The organism is Parabacteroides sp. APC149_11_2_Y6, assembly GCF_054506995.1.
In genome coordinates, this window is the sequence record NZ_CP173709.1 from 272255 (window position 1) to 287168 (window position 14914).

Annotated in this window: 15 protein-coding genes and 1 tRNA gene; 5 read left to right on the forward strand and 11 right to left on the reverse strand. The window is 35.1% G+C overall.

All coding sequences use genetic code 11. The features are described 5' to 3' along the window. Positions 1 to 56: 56 nt before the first annotated feature. Both ACGE0T_RS01100 and ACGE0T_RS01105 read left to right on the forward strand, forming a co-directional pair. The gene (locus ACGE0T_RS01100) at positions 57 to 467 is read left to right on the forward strand and encodes a hypothetical protein (RefSeq protein WP_459188726.1); all 411 of its coding nucleotides are present in this window, start codon (positions 57 to 59) and stop codon (positions 465 to 467) included. Beyond that, positions 455 to 814 (forward strand): hypothetical protein, encoded by a 360-nt coding sequence (locus ACGE0T_RS01105; RefSeq protein WP_459188727.1) that lies wholly within the window; start codon positions 455 to 457, stop codon positions 812 to 814. The genes ACGE0T_RS01100 and ACGE0T_RS01105 overlap by 13 nt, the downstream gene beginning before the upstream one ends. 108 nt (positions 815 to 922) lie before the next feature. On the opposite strand, the gene ACGE0T_RS01110 is transcribed toward ACGE0T_RS01105, so the two are convergent. The 5 genes from ACGE0T_RS01110 to ACGE0T_RS01130 form a co-directional block, all read right to left on the reverse strand. Continuing rightward, on the reverse strand, positions 923 to 3250 hold the full coding sequence (locus ACGE0T_RS01110) for an outer membrane beta-barrel protein (RefSeq protein ID WP_459188728.1): 2328 nt from the start codon (positions 3248 to 3250) through the stop codon (positions 923 to 925). After that, positions 3250 to 4584 (reverse strand): radical SAM protein, encoded by a 1335-nt coding sequence (locus tag ACGE0T_RS01115; RefSeq protein ID WP_459188729.1) that lies wholly within the window; start codon positions 4582 to 4584, stop codon positions 3250 to 3252. Before ACGE0T_RS01115 ends, ACGE0T_RS01110 begins: the two co-directional genes overlap by 1 nt. A 60-nt stretch (positions 4585 to 4644) precedes the next feature. After that, positions 4645 to 4812: a hypothetical protein gene (locus tag ACGE0T_RS01120; protein ID WP_459188730.1), complete on the reverse strand. Its 168-nt coding sequence runs from the start codon at positions 4810 to 4812 to the stop codon at positions 4645 to 4647. Between the two features lie 27 nt (positions 4813 to 4839). Beyond that, on the reverse strand, positions 4840 to 4992 hold the full coding sequence (locus tag ACGE0T_RS01125; protein WP_459188731.1) for a hypothetical protein: 153 nt from the start codon (positions 4990 to 4992) through the stop codon (positions 4840 to 4842). Between the two features lie 113 nt (positions 4993 to 5105). Next, positions 5106 to 5303, reverse strand: coding sequence for a hypothetical protein (locus ACGE0T_RS01130; RefSeq protein ID WP_459188732.1), 198 nt, complete (start codon positions 5301 to 5303; stop codon positions 5106 to 5108). Positions 5304 to 5408: 105 nt separating this feature from the next. On the opposite strand from ACGE0T_RS01130, the gene ACGE0T_RS01135 reads away from it, so the two are divergent. Next, the gene (locus ACGE0T_RS01135) at positions 5409 to 6770 is read left to right on the forward strand and encodes a sensor histidine kinase (RefSeq protein ID WP_459188733.1); all 1362 of its coding nucleotides are present in this window, start codon (positions 5409 to 5411) and stop codon (positions 6768 to 6770) included. A 901-nt stretch (positions 6771 to 7671) separates the two neighbouring features. Here ACGE0T_RS01135 and ACGE0T_RS01140 read toward each other — a convergent pair. From ACGE0T_RS01140 to ACGE0T_RS01160, 5 genes are all read right to left on the reverse strand, one after another. Then, a complete protein-coding gene (locus ACGE0T_RS01140) occupies positions 7672 to 8019 on the reverse strand; it encodes a hypothetical protein (protein WP_459188734.1) in 348 nt (115 codons plus the stop codon). Positions 8020 to 8112: 93 nt separating this feature from the next. Beyond that, positions 8113 to 8370 (reverse strand): hypothetical protein, encoded by a 258-nt coding sequence (locus tag ACGE0T_RS01145; RefSeq protein WP_459188735.1) that lies wholly within the window; start codon positions 8368 to 8370, stop codon positions 8113 to 8115. Further along, positions 8355 to 8534 (reverse strand): hypothetical protein, encoded by a 180-nt coding sequence (locus ACGE0T_RS01150; RefSeq protein ID WP_459188736.1) that lies wholly within the window; start codon positions 8532 to 8534, stop codon positions 8355 to 8357. The genes ACGE0T_RS01145 and ACGE0T_RS01150 overlap by 16 nt, the downstream gene beginning before the upstream one ends. Positions 8535 to 8743: 209 nt before the next feature. Further along, complete coding sequence (locus tag ACGE0T_RS01155) at positions 8744 to 10078, reverse strand: hypothetical protein (RefSeq protein WP_459188737.1); 1335 nt, start codon at positions 10076 to 10078, stop codon at positions 8744 to 8746. Positions 10079 to 10795: 717 nt separating this feature from the next. After that, positions 10796 to 12163, reverse strand: coding sequence for a hypothetical protein (locus ACGE0T_RS01160; RefSeq protein WP_459188738.1), 1368 nt, complete (start codon positions 12161 to 12163; stop codon positions 10796 to 10798). Between the two features lie 187 nt (positions 12164 to 12350). Here ACGE0T_RS01160 and ACGE0T_RS01165 point away from each other — a divergent pair, with 187 nt between their 5' ends. Next, positions 12351 to 13028 (forward strand): response regulator transcription factor, encoded by a 678-nt coding sequence (locus ACGE0T_RS01165; RefSeq protein WP_459188739.1) that lies wholly within the window; start codon positions 12351 to 12353, stop codon positions 13026 to 13028. Between the two features lie 511 nt (positions 13029 to 13539). After that, positions 13540 to 14658 (forward strand): linear amide C-N hydrolase, encoded by a 1119-nt coding sequence (locus tag ACGE0T_RS01170; RefSeq protein WP_459188740.1) that lies wholly within the window; start codon positions 13540 to 13542, stop codon positions 14656 to 14658. 77 nt (positions 14659 to 14735) lie between these two features. On the opposite strand, the gene ACGE0T_RS01175 is transcribed toward ACGE0T_RS01170, so the two are convergent. Further along, positions 14736 to 14809 (reverse strand) — tRNA-Asn (locus ACGE0T_RS01175). Positions 14810 to 14914: the final 105 nt, after the last annotated feature.

Here is a 14914-nt window from a genome sequence, read left to right on the forward strand (position 1 = left end):
GTTTACAGGGATTTTGGCTTTATGTTGAGTATGCTAATTTACAGTAAGAAGTACAAGTGAAAACAGGCTTAATTTTTACTTATTCTATTCAGGAAGAAGTTAATATACGTTTGGGTGGACTATATAAAAAGACGAATAATTCTAAATGGATTATTAAGTCAGCTAAGGATATGATTTCAGAAGAACGGGCAAAGTTAAAAGGAGATACAATTACTTTAAATCGAGCACGTAAAGACAATTTGGGAGAAACATTGCCTGAAATTTTTACTCAAACACTTCAGAATAAATATTTATTCACAAATCTCATTCGTTTGTCTGCTCTTGACAGCATTTTTCAGGAACGCTTGCAAAAGGAGAGTTTGTCTTATCTTCGTTCTTTTATAACATTATATAATGGGGAGCAAGTAGTTCAGAAAAGATCGGATAGAAATTTTATCCGTTTTTTCCAACTTGTATGGCAGAGATGAGACCTGTCGGGGCGAAAGGACTGATGTTTGTACAAGCTCAAATACAAATTTTACCGAAACAGGTATTAGCAAAATTGTTTTTTATTTTGATTGTATTCTGTTTGATGGCTGTACTTCTTGTTTACTGTCTCTACCTCCAGTTTGTAGTTATCCGGCGTACCTGCAAACAATTGGAAGAGCGTGAAAGTGCAGTATATCGTGCCATTCATGATTTGAAGGCACCTTTGAATTTAGTGTTTACCATTTTGGTTTATACACAGACAACGGTTTCTTTTATCACTACCGATGTTGTCTGTTTGGAACATTTTACGAAACCTGATGGAAAATACTTTGAAATATTCGGATGACGGAGTGGAAATAACTGTTATTCTGAAAGAAGAGGAAGACTTGTTGCAGATAGCTGCATTCTATTACCTCAGGTTGCTGTATATGTGGATTTTGTATATTCTTTTCATTTATAGTCGACCTGCCTCATCTTCCGCAGCAGATTTTCCATTGTAGTTTTTCTTATAATTATTAAATTTCCATGTCAATGTGAGTGAAATAGAACGTGAATCCCTGATTGATTTTACAAAGTACTGAATATTGTTTATTCCACCATAGCGACGTGAATTCATCCATTTGAATAAATCTGTTCCTTGTAATGAAATTGTCACCCCCTTTTTGTCAAACGACTTTCTTATTCCAATATCTATTTTGCCTTTAGGCTTATAGTTCTCATTATCCATGCTTCCTCCTGAATAATATGCCATATCGAGGTTTGCAACAATATCCAATGGAAAATTAAAAGTATTGTTACAAATGACAGTGCCATAAGGCTTGTTGTAATGGAAATCTCCGTTAAGTCCGGGAACTGTCAAAAAGGGCTTATATATGCTTCCGGTTAATTCCCCTTTCCAGCGTCCCCAGTCTTTTTCCAATATGATAGTAGCTCCCAGAAGTTGATAATCCGGAAAATTTGCAGGCTTAGTAACAGTGACTAATACGGATGAAGGCAAAGTAGACTTATTATCCATAATATAATCCTTTATATACTGATAGTTCAGCTTAAACTGTAGAAAGCGATACCCCATAAAAAAATCGATATCATAAATTTTCTGGGGTAATAATAATTGATTGCCGGACCAATAAGTGTATTTGTCGTAGTAACTGACATCATTACTTAAATCACTTAAAAAAGGACGTTTGACACGTTCTGCGAAGTTGATGCCTAATTGAATAGATTTGTATGGATACTTTATTGAGATGAAAGGGAATAAATCCGAATACGATTTATTGGCAATAACTTTATTCTGTTCATAATTTGTAGCTTTAAGATTTTCATATCTTAATCCGACCTCAATTTGAGCTTTTACAAGAGTGAAAGCATAAGAGGCGAAAAGGGAATATTTGTTTTCAATATTCAAGAAATCATTGCTGTTTACGATATTTTGAGGGTTTTGGAAACTGCCATTGGCTCCGATATGACTATAATCCATTCCGAAATTCAGTTTTCCCGCAGACTGTAAATCATAATCAAAATTCAATTTCCCGGCAGCTAAATAATTGTCTCTTAGCCTGTATATATCAACAATGGAAGAGTCCGTTTCTGACTGTTCGATTACATACGAGTGTGCTTTATGGCGTATTTTCATATAATCGGCATCTATCTGCATTTTAAAATGTGGGTTGAAATCTACATGATAGAAAGCGTTTATATAATGATGGATATTTGTGGCATCCGTATAATTATCTTTTTGTAGAGAAGAATATAATTTATCATTCACATAAATCATTGTTTCTCCATCATACAGGTTCCAATGGAAAGGAGAACGTGCATATGTATATCGCATACCAAAAGAGCTTGTCGCGTTCAAATTATAATTGAAACCTGCATTAATGATGTGCCAGTTCGATTTCTCTGTATTGGGCTTGTAGCTGTTTTGTAGACTGACAGTATCCATACCTATATTTGTTTGCTCTGTATATTCAGTATGTTTTGTCTTGTAGTAACTGTGTGTGTAGTCACAGAATATGTTGAATCCATTCTTTGTGTAATTCATATTGACAGTTTCCATATTGTTCAGGAAATATCCTTCCCTAAGTCTGGATAAGGAATATAATGAAAAACCATTATTATTTTTCTTGTTTGTAATGATTTTCAGGACTGCTCTGTTTTCTGCATCGTATTTGGCAGACGGCATGGTTATTAACTCTATCGATTTTATATCGGAAGAACTTAGCCGTTCCAAAACTGTTAAATCCAATACTTTGTGATTGTCGATATAAATAACCGGGTTCCCTTTTCCGATTACTTTTAGTTCATCATCTGCATAAACGACTCCCGGCACATGTTTCAATACATCTTGTGCGGTGCCTAATGAGTTTAGTAATGTGTTGCTTACATTAATCAGCGTATTTCCATTTTTCATGGTCGCGATTGCCCGCTTGGCATTAACCGTGACTCCTGTTAAATTGATATTAGAACTTTCTAAAAAGAACTTTCCTAAAGTTATTATTCCTGCTTCTGTTTTGATGTTTTGGAAAACATCATTGTATCCTAAATAAGAGATCTTTAATAAAAAGGTTCCTGCTTTTTCCGTTTCAAGATGAAACAGACCTTGCTCATCAGTAATACTACCAGAAATAAAACTGGAGTCATTGTTTAAAAGTAGTACGTTGGCATAAGAAGCCGGCGTGTTCCTGTCAAGAAAAACACTCCCTTCTATTTCTACTTTATTCTGTGATTTGATAGTTATCAAACAAAGAAATAGACCTGATAATATATAGATGAATCGTAGCATTATTTGAATGGTATAGGTTTTTGGAGATTTTTCTTACTTTTCAATATGTCGTAATAGTTTTTTAGCGCATATATTAAAGCATTATTATCTTTATAAAGGCAACATAAATTATGTTTTTCTCCAAAAAATAGATTGTTAACTCTACGGCGGGGGCATCCTCCACTACAAATAGGGAATAAATTGCATTCTTTACATATGTCATCATCAAATAGACTTGATGCTGACATATATTTTGATAGTAGGGGTAAATTAACTATTTTGTCATTACATATATTACCTATTATTTTTGTTTTGTCTCCTACTTCGTTCCAACATTTATAAATTTCTCCTTCCGGACCAATTAAATAACAATTCAGTCCGTTCATGACGCATCCTCTGTTTATCGGTGTATAAAAGAAAGAAACATCAATTCCTTTTTGAGGCAGAGAAAAATAGAAATCTTGAATATTTTTGTGAGTAAGGTCCTTGCATTTATTATCAATGCATTCGTTTTCTTCACTTCGTATAAAACCAGGATAAATATAGATATTGCTATAATTCCATTCTTCGATTAACTTTCGTATATAAACAAAATCTTCTTTATTCTCATTATCTATATTGACTCGAATTGTTATATGTGTATTACTCCATGCCTTGCTGACCTTTTTAATATTGTTCAAAATGACATCAAAGGTTCCTTTATGGCTACCCTTTAAAACACGGCGGCTATCATGGATTTCTTTACGCCCATCTAGTGTTATTTGAATTTCAGTTAAAGGGTGCAAATTAAAGAAATCGATAACTTCGTCTGTGATTAAATATCCATTTGTGATTATTTGATGATTTCTTAGCTCTAATTTAATTTCTTTTTCTAACTTACTCCATATTTTCTTTATTACATTAAATCCCATTAGCGGTTCTCCTCCGTACCAACATAAATCTAATGTTTTTGCATTTGTATGTTGGTGTATGAATGATAATAGGTTGTCAATAATGTTTTCTGACATCATTTTTGTTGATTTATTTTGTTCAAAACAATATGGACAATCACAATTACAATTTGTCGTAGGTAAAATGGTTAGTGATAGTGTGTTTTGGGAATAGCATTCCATGTTGAATTGGAATTTCTTTTGATAATAATAATCATGTATAGTTGATTTTTCTATTATTATTTTAGATTTTAACAAATATTCTAATGTATGGTTGTCAAAGTCATCTTGACAAACGTGTTTGCTATTTAATTTGTTGTATAACTTATTCTCTAACTTTATGAAAGCATTTGTTTCTGTATTATATAATAGCCTTACCCCATTATGTTCGAAGAATATGTTATATCTTGATACTTCTAAATTCATATCTTATTGTATTAATAAGGTCTTTAGTCTAAAAAATAGACTAAAGACCTTAATGTTGTTTTATTTTACCAAAGTGGTACCTGCTCCATTGCAAGCACCATGATCGCATTCACAATCTTGATTGGGGGCAATTCCTGCTTTTAATTCAATCATAGATATTGTGTCTAAAATTTCAGGTTGAATCAATTCTTCAAAATCTATGTTTTTGTTGTAGTTCGTTTTATCCATAATCTATTGATTTATATGATTAAATTACTATTTAAGGGTTGCTCCATTGTTGCAAGACTGGTGATCACATTCACATTCTTGATGAGGGGATGATCCTGCTTTAATGTCTCTCATAGATAGTACATCTAGCACTTCGGCTTGTACAATTTCTTCAATTAGTTTGTTTTCTTCTGTTTCCATAATTGCTTGATTTTTAATAATTAATATATTCCATCCTAAAATATTTATTAGTCAATTAGGGATGGGGAATACTCGCTCCCTTATTGGCATTTGGGGAATAGAAATTAGGTTAATTATTTTCTTGTCATCCAAACTTGTGGGTTATTTGTAGTGGTACCTTCAATATCTAAATCATTAGGTTCATACCAATACCATTCATTAGCTCCACTATCATATACCCAGATTCCCCCTTTAATAAGGGCTAATTCTTTCACTGGAAGAATCTCTAAATTTTTAGTACACATAATTCTTTTTGTTATTTGATTTATCATTGGTTGCAATATTATACTAAAAAAATCGGATGTTACATAATAATAATCTCATATTTATCTCATGAACCTAAAATATCTCTATTTTTGTCTTGTAAAAGATATTTTATGAAAAAGTCAATCTGGATATTTTTGATCGCTATAGTAACCCTGTTATGTTTGCAAGGGTTTTGGCTTTGTGTTGAGTATGCCAATTTGCAGCAAGAAGTACAAATGGAAGCAGACTTGATATTGACTCATGCTATTCAGGAAGAGGTGAATTTACGTAGGTCTGGTCCCTATAAGAATCGTAAAAATCCAGGATGGGTCATTCGGTCAGCTAAAGATATGACTCCGGAAGAACGAGCAAAACTCAAGGGGGACACTATTTTCTTAAGTCAGGCGAGTAAAAAGAATATAGGTGAAACATTGCCGGAACTCTTTACTCAAACACTTCAAGATGAGCTTTTGGTTACAAATCCCATTCGCTTGTCAGCCCTCGATAGCATTTTCCAGGAACGCTTGCAAAAGGAGGGTTTATCTTATCTTCGTTCTTCTATTACATTATATAATGAAGAGCAAGTAGCCCAGAAAACGATCGGACAAAAATTTTATCCGTTTTTTCCAACTTGTTTGACAGAGATGAGACCTATTGGGACGAAAGGGCTGATGTTTGTACAAGCTCAAATACAAATTCTACCGAAACAGGTTTTAGCCGAGTTGTTTTTTATTTTGATTGTATCCTGTTTGATGGCAGTGCTTCTTGTTTACTGTCTCTATTACCAGTTGGTTGTTATCCGGCGTATCCGTAAGCAATTGGAAGAGCGGGAAAGTGCAGTATATCGTGCCATTCATGATTTGAAGGCTCCTTTGAATTCAGTGTTTACGATTTTGGATTATACACAAACAACGGTGGACGACAAAGAAGTGTCCGGCTTTATCTCCAAAGGGATAAAACATATAGCTAAGCTGACGGCTACTATAGAGTCGATGATGGAATTGATAAAAAATAGCTCTGGAAAACCTCAGTTAAAAAAAGAACCGGTCGATTTAATAGAAACAATACAATCTATTTATGAAGGGCTACAGGCGCAGTATCCTGAGAAGAAGTATTCTTTTGAAATAAAAAATCAGACATCGGTTTCTTTTATAACTACTGATGTTGTCCGTTTGGAACGTTGTTTACGGAACCTGATGGAAAATGCTTTGAAATATTCGGATGACGGAGTGGAAATAACTGTTATCCTGAAAGAAGAAAAAGGCATGTTACAGATAGGCATTCAGGATACCGGCTGGGGGATTCCAAAGAAAGCACAAAAACGCCTGGGAGAACAGTTTTTCAGAATCCGCCAGGCTGATAAACCTGCGCGTGAAGGGATTGGCATCGGCCTAAGCAGTGTTCGCCAACTGGTGAAGGATTTGGGTGGCAAGTTTAGTTTTGTAAGCCGGGAAGGAGAAGGTTCTACTTTTTTTGTTAACTTGCCACTCTAACATTGATTTTGCCAACTACGCTGTATCAAGATAATCTTTTTTATTGTAATATACCATTCACAGTATCCGAATTTTGAAGTGTCTGTCTTTTGTTGCTGGCCTTTCTTCCCCAATCTAAGTTAAGCGATAATGAGAGATTAACGCTCGGATAATTATTATTCATATCTGTAACTGTAGAGTTGGGGGTGAATCGGCTGTAATCGTACGACTTACTGATGCCTTTCTCGCCGAATAAGTTGTAGGAGGAAATACCTATCTTACCCCAGGAAAACCGATAACTGATTCCGTATGAATCAAAAAAATTGTGAGGGGATACAGTTTCTCCCCAGAATGGCGTTGTATCATCGAGAAAAATGAATGTTAGCTCCCAGTTTTTATAATTTGCCATGATTTGAATCATATAGTAGAAATGTCTATTGTATCTTTCTGAAAACCGCTTTGTTTTGCAGTTCCAAATACATGAGAACGTGATATATCATTTGATTTCATAGCTAGTTATTTAGTTAGTGATAGCAGGTATTGTGAAACACATAATTTCCATTCCGGAATATATATCTTACTTTCGCTTTTATCGGTAAGGTAACGAGTACTTTTTCCTATATTTTTTTACATATAGAAAGAAAGTTGTCACTTAACTCTAGCTGTTTTTGTACACGTGAAAGTATAAACCCAGCACGTTGGCAAAGGGCCTGTTTATTATATAGTGACAAGTAACGTAAGAGCTTATTTTCATCTACCTTATCCACAAAATCAAGATTATATAAGAACTCTTCATACCCTCCGGCAAGGTCTAACCTGTCTGCACAGTCTATGATTGTCCGCTCGAGCTCGGTATAATATATATTCCTGGCTACATCCTTTACAACACCTTCCCGAAACTTGTCAGGGGCATATATATAATCTACATATTCGAATTCAAAAGGTCGAATCTTTTAGGAGCAGATAAATAAATTCGGTTGAACACTTGGTTCTCCCATCCATAAAAAGCCATTGCGGAATGATATGATATATAGGAAAAAGGAACAGATCCACATCCAATTTCATATTTGTTTCCATCTATATATCCATCTTCAGGGTTTAATAGTAAATATACATTCTTCCTTATTTGAGTAATTATATTCCTTTTTTTGTATAATAATGATGAAACTGTTCCCTTATTTGGAATAGGGAATATTTCTTTAGAAGAAACGAAGCGTTTATTTTGTAAGTTTGATGTATATTTACCCATGGCTCTTTTATATATCGTCATAGATAGTAAATATTATATCAAGATTGCAAATATTATAAAGAGATATTTTGAGGGATAAAGATAGTGAATGTGAGTAAATGGAAATAATAATAATCATTTTCTTTTATTAATGATTATTCCTTCTAATCTTAAATACTTATATAATGTAGCACGGGCTATGCCCACTTTTGTACATACGTCATCTATCGTTTTATATTTCCTTTGTTGGTAGGCTTTATATTCTTCGGCTGCTAATTTGGCAAGTTGTTCTGCCTGTTTACTTAAGCCAGGTCTACGACCACCAATACGTCCTTTCGCTTTAGCAGATCTTAAACCGGCTATTGTGCGTTCTGATATTATATTTCTTTCCATTTCTGCAAAGCTGCATAGAACCTGGAATACAAATTTTCCAGTAGGGGAGGAGGTATCAATATCTTCTCAGAAAAAATATTATTGACACCATTCTCTTTTAATGCATCAAGTTGAAGGCCAAGACTTTGATCCGGGGTTGATACGCGTGCATAACCGTATTTCATGTGTTTTTTAATGACAAAAATAGTATATATATGTCTTTTAAGAAATACAAAAAGATATATATCCTGTTTAAGTTACCCGATTTGCTTTTCTATACTCTAATACTTCAAAAGAGTAGAAGTATATTCTTCATTTTGTATTCTCATGGTGGCTCTGTCCCTGAAAATACTTAAAATCATCATCTGATAGACGTTCCTCCATCCATCCCTGATTAAACAGGAGAAATATTTCTAAAAATAGGAGTCTGAGCCGGGTCCCAGTATTTCATTTTTGTATTATAATGCTCTTGCATAGCCTCAAATTCCGGAGAATCAATATCATATTCAGGCTTTTGCCTGCCACAGTTCTGTTTCCCATATACAAATGTCATTGGTGTAGGATAGTCTTTTTTCATCACCTCATGAAACGACTGTTTTTCAGGCCCATACATTTGAAAGAAATAACGGGGATCTTTGTTCGAGACACAACCGTCTTCCCTTCTTGCATAATTTTCCATCGTAATATAATCACTGCCAGATTTGGCTATAACAGAAGCATAATGATAGGGAAACGGATCTTTGATCTCTGTACCCGTAGAGTGATCCATTATATACATGTCGGGGCCGTCTACTCTGCAATCTTCATCGTGAGAGATAGCTCTAATGGATAACATTTCACCAACTTCAGGGTCACAAAACTGATTTATACCTATCTCCTGAATAATATTTTGTAAAATTCCTGTATTAATACTTTCGACATATGGTAGAATATATGCTAGCGGATTTTTTTCAAAGTCAGCCCATATAGTGTCAATATTTTCAATTTCTTTTGGTGGAAAGAAATAATGAAAAATAGCCTTTATAATGGCTAGTATTCTGTACTCTTGCTTTTTTTTTATTTGTTGTTTTAAATAATTTAAAATAAAGAATATTGCCTCATTAGTCCGCATACTTTCTATACCATCTGCCCAGCCATGTTGATTTAATTTTGGTTTTAAAGAAGAGTCGATGGAAGTATTTAATATATGTGGTCCGGCTTCATTGCAGTTTTCGGGAACCTGGACATCTTCTCCTATCTTTTTGGCAATAACATCAATAGGATAAATAGCATATAATGTTTTGTGCTGACCTGTAGCACTTGTAACAGAGATGGTTGCCGAAGAATTAATTCCTAGTCTTATTGGAGAACCTATCTCTTGCAGGACGCTGTTACTTGCGTCCTGAATAGCTCTTGTACCATAAAAAATTTTTGCTTCACGTTTATCCATTCCATCTTCAATGGCAAGATCACCTGTGTCTGATACTCTTAGATTAACTTTATGGTTGATTCTAAGATTTGCTTTTCCGGGTTGATCGGATAAGAATGTGTCTGTTCCTTTTTGAGTACGCCTGAGTTCCTGTGCGAGGAATATACCTTTTGTATCATCCTGAATATGGTATCGCTGTACGATATTCTTATTCGTAGAAGATAAGTGGATTAAAGCAGAGAGCGGAGCTTGCCGGGATGCTCTAGGCTGTTTGTCTAAATTACGGGATACACTTTCGGGTTGTTTGGCATATTCTTTCATAACACAGCGACTTTTTTGTAAGGTGAATATTTAAAAAAGAGATAAGTTATTGAACCATAGGTGTTAACTTTGTGCCCACATCATAATAGGTTACGAATTAGTTATATACAGAATCTTTAGGATTTCTGTGCGTTGCATACTTCAAAAACCTTATGTTGCAAAAGTAACTTAAAAAAATATATATCAAAACGAAGTTCCACCTAATTTTTAGTAGATCCCCTCTTCATCGGTATCTCTTATCATTGTTTATCCATCCCTTTTTGATACCCATAGTGGGTAACTACTATGGAAAAAACAAATTGGTAAAGCAAAATATCAAGAGTTTATGAAACGGCTAACAGTCTAAAAAAGCGCATCGCACAAATTGTAATTACCCTTATATTTAATAGGGGTAATTGTTACTCACCTATTAGATGATATCACCATATTGAAAATCAATAACTGCTCTGGCGCTTTCATCAACCGGCTCAAACCGGGTGCTTCCCCGCTTGGTTCTCATAAATTAGTTCAATCGCAGAGAAATCATCCGGTAGTTCTTCCATATATTCTACTCTGTCCACTCCATCTAATAATATATTATCATCCGAAGAATATTGATAAAGCCCATCAGTACAAAGTATTATATGAGAACAAGGGGTAAGAGTTATCTTTCCTGTTGGTGGATCTTCTCTAAATTTTTTTCCTTTGATGCACCTTGTAAGGTATGTGTCGCAATTTCTATCTTCTTGTTTCGAATTTGTAAGTGCCTGTGTATAAGTTTTTAGTGTGCCCTCCGGTATATCTCAATCCTCCGGTCAGGACGCCTTTTGTATATTTTTTTTCGTAACAGGCTTCTGCAATCAATGAATATCGGCGACCATCCACATTGGATAGATAAGAGGAAAGAATAGAACCTTTATTATCAAAGTATTCAGTATATTGATTTCCATTATTATTTTTCGAATAAGTACCAACTAAATTTATTGATAAGGTTTGTTGTTTAGGGAGTGAGCGGGAATAGTACAAACCGAGAGAAGGACGGTTGGTGGTATATTCCAGATAAGAGTCGCTTGCAAAACCCGAATACAGCTTATTAGTATAGGATAAAGAGCTGAATAGGTCCGAATGGGGAGTATTCACAAAAAGACCATTGAATTTGGCATTAAAAAAATCTTTGTCTTTGATATAGCTGTAAGTCATATTTACAGAGTGGACAATTTGATTCCAGTGATTTTCTCCGTTTTCTATCCTGTTTATGTTATTATTGTCCGGAAAATTGAAGGATTGCTCTCTGTAATGTCCCGAATACATATTATTATGGCTATATAGGTAACTAAATTTTAATTGAGAATGCTTCATGTTTACACCTCCGGAAAAGTAACCGAAGCCCAAACTTCTTGTCAGGGTTTCATTTACTATAGCCGATAAGGAGCCTCCGGTTTCTTGTTTTTGAGTGATATAATTGATAATGCCTCCGATTTCTTCGCCATAGCGAAGTCCCGGATTGTCAAAATATTCTACTCTTTTTATATCTTTAGGCAACAATGATGCAACCTCTTGCGAAGAGGCTTCTACTCCATTGATTAATATTTTTAATTGCTCACCTCCTAACATGGATATTGTATTTTCCTGGGGATTGACAAGGATACGGGGTAATCCTAAACGCCGGGTAGCTTCAAGTCCGTTAATTGATTTTTTGATTTGGTCGTCCGATAGAAAAAAAACTTGCCTGTCGACGGAATGAATCACACTGGATGCTTTTATTTCAACTCCGGTGAGTGATATACTGGAAGGAACTAAAAATAATTCACCTAAATCCACTGATTTATAAATCCCTTTTACATCCATGTATAATTTATCGTATCCGATGCAGGAAATACATACTATACCATCTTTCTCCTGTATGGGAGTTAAACGAAAAGTTCCATTTATAGTTGTAGTGGTACCTGATACAAAGGATGAATCGGGTTTCATCCAGACTATATTTGCATTGGGAATGGCTTCTTTAGTTCTTATTTCTTTTACTAATCCTTTCAGTGAAATAGTTTGGGATACACAGAACTCTGTAACCATAAAGTATATGAGTAGTATAAATGTTTTTTTCATGATTTGTTGTATTAAAAAATTAAAATGCTTTTTATGCTCTCTACTATAAAGACACAATACATGCTTATTCATAACATCTTTAATTCAATCTATGCGATGAAATTGGGTGGCAAATTTGGTTTTGTAAGCCAGGAAGGGGATGGTTCTACTTTTTTTGTTAACTTGCCGCTCTAAGCAATATATACAAATGATGGCGAAGAAGATACTGTTTGTGGAAGATGACCTGGAAGTAGTAGGTTCTCTTATCACTAAAGGGTTGCAAAATGAGGGATATGAGGTCTATTATATGAATTCGTTGGTAGGGCTCAGGGATACATTGCATGCTTTTTTGCCGGATTTACTTCTGTTGGATTTGGAAATCGGTAACCGGAATAGTGCTGAGGTTTTGCCTTCTATCCGTGACATGTACCCGTCATTGCCTATATTGATAGCGTCCTCCCATAATAATGATAATGAAATTGCATATTGTCTCCGCAAAGGCGCAAATTATTATATCAAAAAGCCATATCAAATTAGGGAGATTGTAACTCTGATTCGTATGTTCTGTCCGGACACGCCTTCTCCGGGTATCTTTTGCATACCTGTTGGAAAATATTTTTTGGATAAACAAAATCATACACTTCTCGGACCGGACAAAAAGGAAATAATATTGAAACCAAAGGAGTATCAACTGTTGTGTATGTTGCTTGAGCGCGCAGGAAAGGTTATTTTACGAACGGACCTGTTAGAACATATTTGGCAGCATACAGAAGCAAATGATAGTTTGAATAATTGTATAGCTTGCCTGCGTAACTATTTGAAGCAAGACCCAGACCTGGAAATTAGAACGGTTAGAGGCGTCGGCTATGTATTACTCATGTCTTAATATCTTTGTATTTGATGCGTCTGTTTAAAGTGCGCTTTCTTTTCCAAAATCCTCCCGTTGATTTAAAAAAAAGACCCGATCTTTCCCGGAAAAGATACTTTTGAATAAATCTTTTGATGACTGTGCTTATTCTTTTTGATAGATGTGTTTCTTTCTTTTGATAATTATGTGTTTTTCTTTTTATGATTGTCGAAAGAATGACTTTTTGTGTATTTTCGAAGCAAATGCTTCATGGTATGATGTGCTTTAAAGCCTTGTAAATGAGTATGGCAAATATAAGCAATATATTGTGGATCTCAAAAAAATATTTATCCGGTGTGAGTATTTTTATTTTCATCATCTTCATAGTACGTTTGAGTGCTACTTTTCTACGTTTGAATCAATTAATGCAGGTATTATTAAATTCATTTGTGTACTTTTCGATTGTTTAATAGGGGTTCTGTAGGAACCAATTACTGTCAAACAAGAAGATTGGTAATTTAAATTGTTAAATCAAAAAAACTTTAGCGCAATGAAAAAAATCAAAATGTTTATGGTAGCCGGATTCGCAGCTTTATTACTTGTATTCGGACCTGTAGTGGAGGCTTGTACAGGAACAACAATTCGGGCCACCAATGGAGATGTAGTATTTTGCCGTAATATGGAATGGGATGATGGGTTTGTCCCGTCTGAAATTTTAGTTTCTCCCCGGCATTGTATTTATCAGGCGCATATGCCGGAGCTGATGCCCGGTTTGTCTTGGAAGGGGCAGTATGGTATCGCCGGATTGGCCATAGCAATTACTTCGGTTAATGCTTATATAGATGGAATGAATGAAAAAGGTTTGACAGTCGGTGGATTTTATCATGAAGGTTTTGCTGAATATGCCAACTATTCGCAGGAAAATGCAGAACGTTCGATTTCGTCTCTGGATGTAATTAGTTATTTACTTTCAACCTGTGCCAATATTGATGAAGTACATAAGGCTTTGGAAAAGGTCGAGGTTGTTTATACCGGAAAAACGGTGCTTGGCATTGAGGCTCCGTTGCATTATATGGTAACTGAGCCGGATGGCAAGCAGGTTGTTATTGAATGGAAAGAGGGAAAGCCGAAGTTTTTCGACAGCAAACTTGGGGTAATTGCAAATTCGCCGACCTATGATTGGCATGTGCTCAATGTGGGGAATTATATAGGTCTTCCGTCTATAGAAGTCCAAAAACGGAAAATGGAACATCAGATGATTTCGGCATTGGATGCAGGAACGGATTTGATTGGCTTGCCAGGTGATTTTACATCACCGTCACGTTTTGTCCGGGCAAGTATTTTAACCAATTATGTTCGTCGTACGCCGGATGCGAAAGAAGCCGTTTATCAGGCGTTTCAGATTATGGATAGTTTCAATTCACCAATTTACAAAGATGCTGTTTTAAAAGAAGGTTCGAAGAAAAGCCGTAGCGAAACGTCGTGGACACTTGCCCATGATTTGACAAACCGTGCTTTTTATTATCACACAGCTAATGATCGTATGGTTCAAAAGGTTGATGTTGCACAAATCAATTTTGGAAAGTTGGTTAAGCAAGTTCACCGGGATCTGGATAAAGACGAAATGACTATACTTGACAGGACGGGTGAGATTTCTGAAGGACTATAACCATTACAAGTTGTAGGGGATTAATAAATAATTAGTTAAATAAAAAGAGAATTACCGAACGGTAATTCTCTTTTTTGCTCTTCCTCTTGGACTTGAACCAAGGACCCTCTGATTAACAGTCAGATGCTCTAACCGACTGAGCTAAGGAAGAATTTTGTTTTGTTGGAAAGGTTTATTAATACCTTCCTGAAAATGCACTGCAAAAGTAGAGGTTCTTTTTGAAATATGCAATATCTTTGCCGAAAAAAATAGAAAA

What these genes read in the sequence shown, in the direction of transcription:
- ACGE0T_RS01120 (WP_459188730.1), bottom strand. Translation starts at nt 4,812, where the DNA reads ATGGATAAAACGAACTACAACAAAAACATAGATTTTGAAGAATTGATT.
- ACGE0T_RS01125 (WP_459188731.1), bottom strand. Translation starts at nt 4,992, where the DNA reads ATGGAAACAGAAGAAAACAAACTAATTGAAGAAATTGTACAAGCCGAA.
- ACGE0T_RS01170 (WP_459188740.1), top strand. Translation starts at nt 13,540, where the DNA reads ATGAAAAAAATCAAAATGTTTATGGTAGCCGGATTCGCAGCTTTATTA.
- ACGE0T_RS01150 (WP_459188736.1), bottom strand. Translation starts at nt 8,534, where the DNA reads ATGAAATACGGTTATGCACGCGTATCAACCCCGGATCAAAGTCTTGGC.
- ACGE0T_RS01105 (WP_459188727.1), top strand. Translation starts at nt 455, where the DNA reads ATGGCAGAGATGAGACCTGTCGGGGCGAAAGGACTGATGTTTGTACAA.
- ACGE0T_RS01165 (WP_459188739.1), top strand. Translation starts at nt 12,351, where the DNA reads ATGATGGCGAAGAAGATACTGTTTGTGGAAGATGACCTGGAAGTAGTA.
- ACGE0T_RS01155 (WP_459188737.1), bottom strand. Translation starts at nt 10,078, where the DNA reads ATGAAAGAATATGCCAAACAACCCGAAAGTGTATCCCGTAATTTAGAC.
- ACGE0T_RS01135 (WP_459188733.1), top strand. Translation starts at nt 5,409, where the DNA reads ATGAAAAAGTCAATCTGGATATTTTTGATCGCTATAGTAACCCTGTTA.
- ACGE0T_RS01110 (WP_459188728.1), bottom strand. Translation starts at nt 3,250, where the DNA reads ATGCTACGATTCATCTATATATTATCAGGTCTATTTCTTTGTTTGATA.
- ACGE0T_RS01130 (WP_459188732.1), bottom strand. Translation starts at nt 5,303, where the DNA reads ATGATAAATCAAATAACAAAAAGAATTATGTGTACTAAAAATTTAGAG.
- ACGE0T_RS01140 (WP_459188734.1), bottom strand. Translation starts at nt 8,019, where the DNA reads ATGACGATATATAAAAGAGCCATGGGTAAATATACATCAAACTTACAA.
- ACGE0T_RS01145 (WP_459188735.1), bottom strand. Translation starts at nt 8,370, where the DNA reads ATGGAAAGAAATATAATATCAGAACGCACAATAGCCGGTTTAAGATCT.
- ACGE0T_RS01160 (WP_459188738.1), bottom strand. Translation starts at nt 12,163, where the DNA reads ATGAAAAAAACATTTATACTACTCATATACTTTATGGTTACAGAGTTC.
- ACGE0T_RS01115 (WP_459188729.1), bottom strand. Translation starts at nt 4,584, where the DNA reads ATGAATTTAGAAGTATCAAGATATAACATATTCTTCGAACATAATGGG.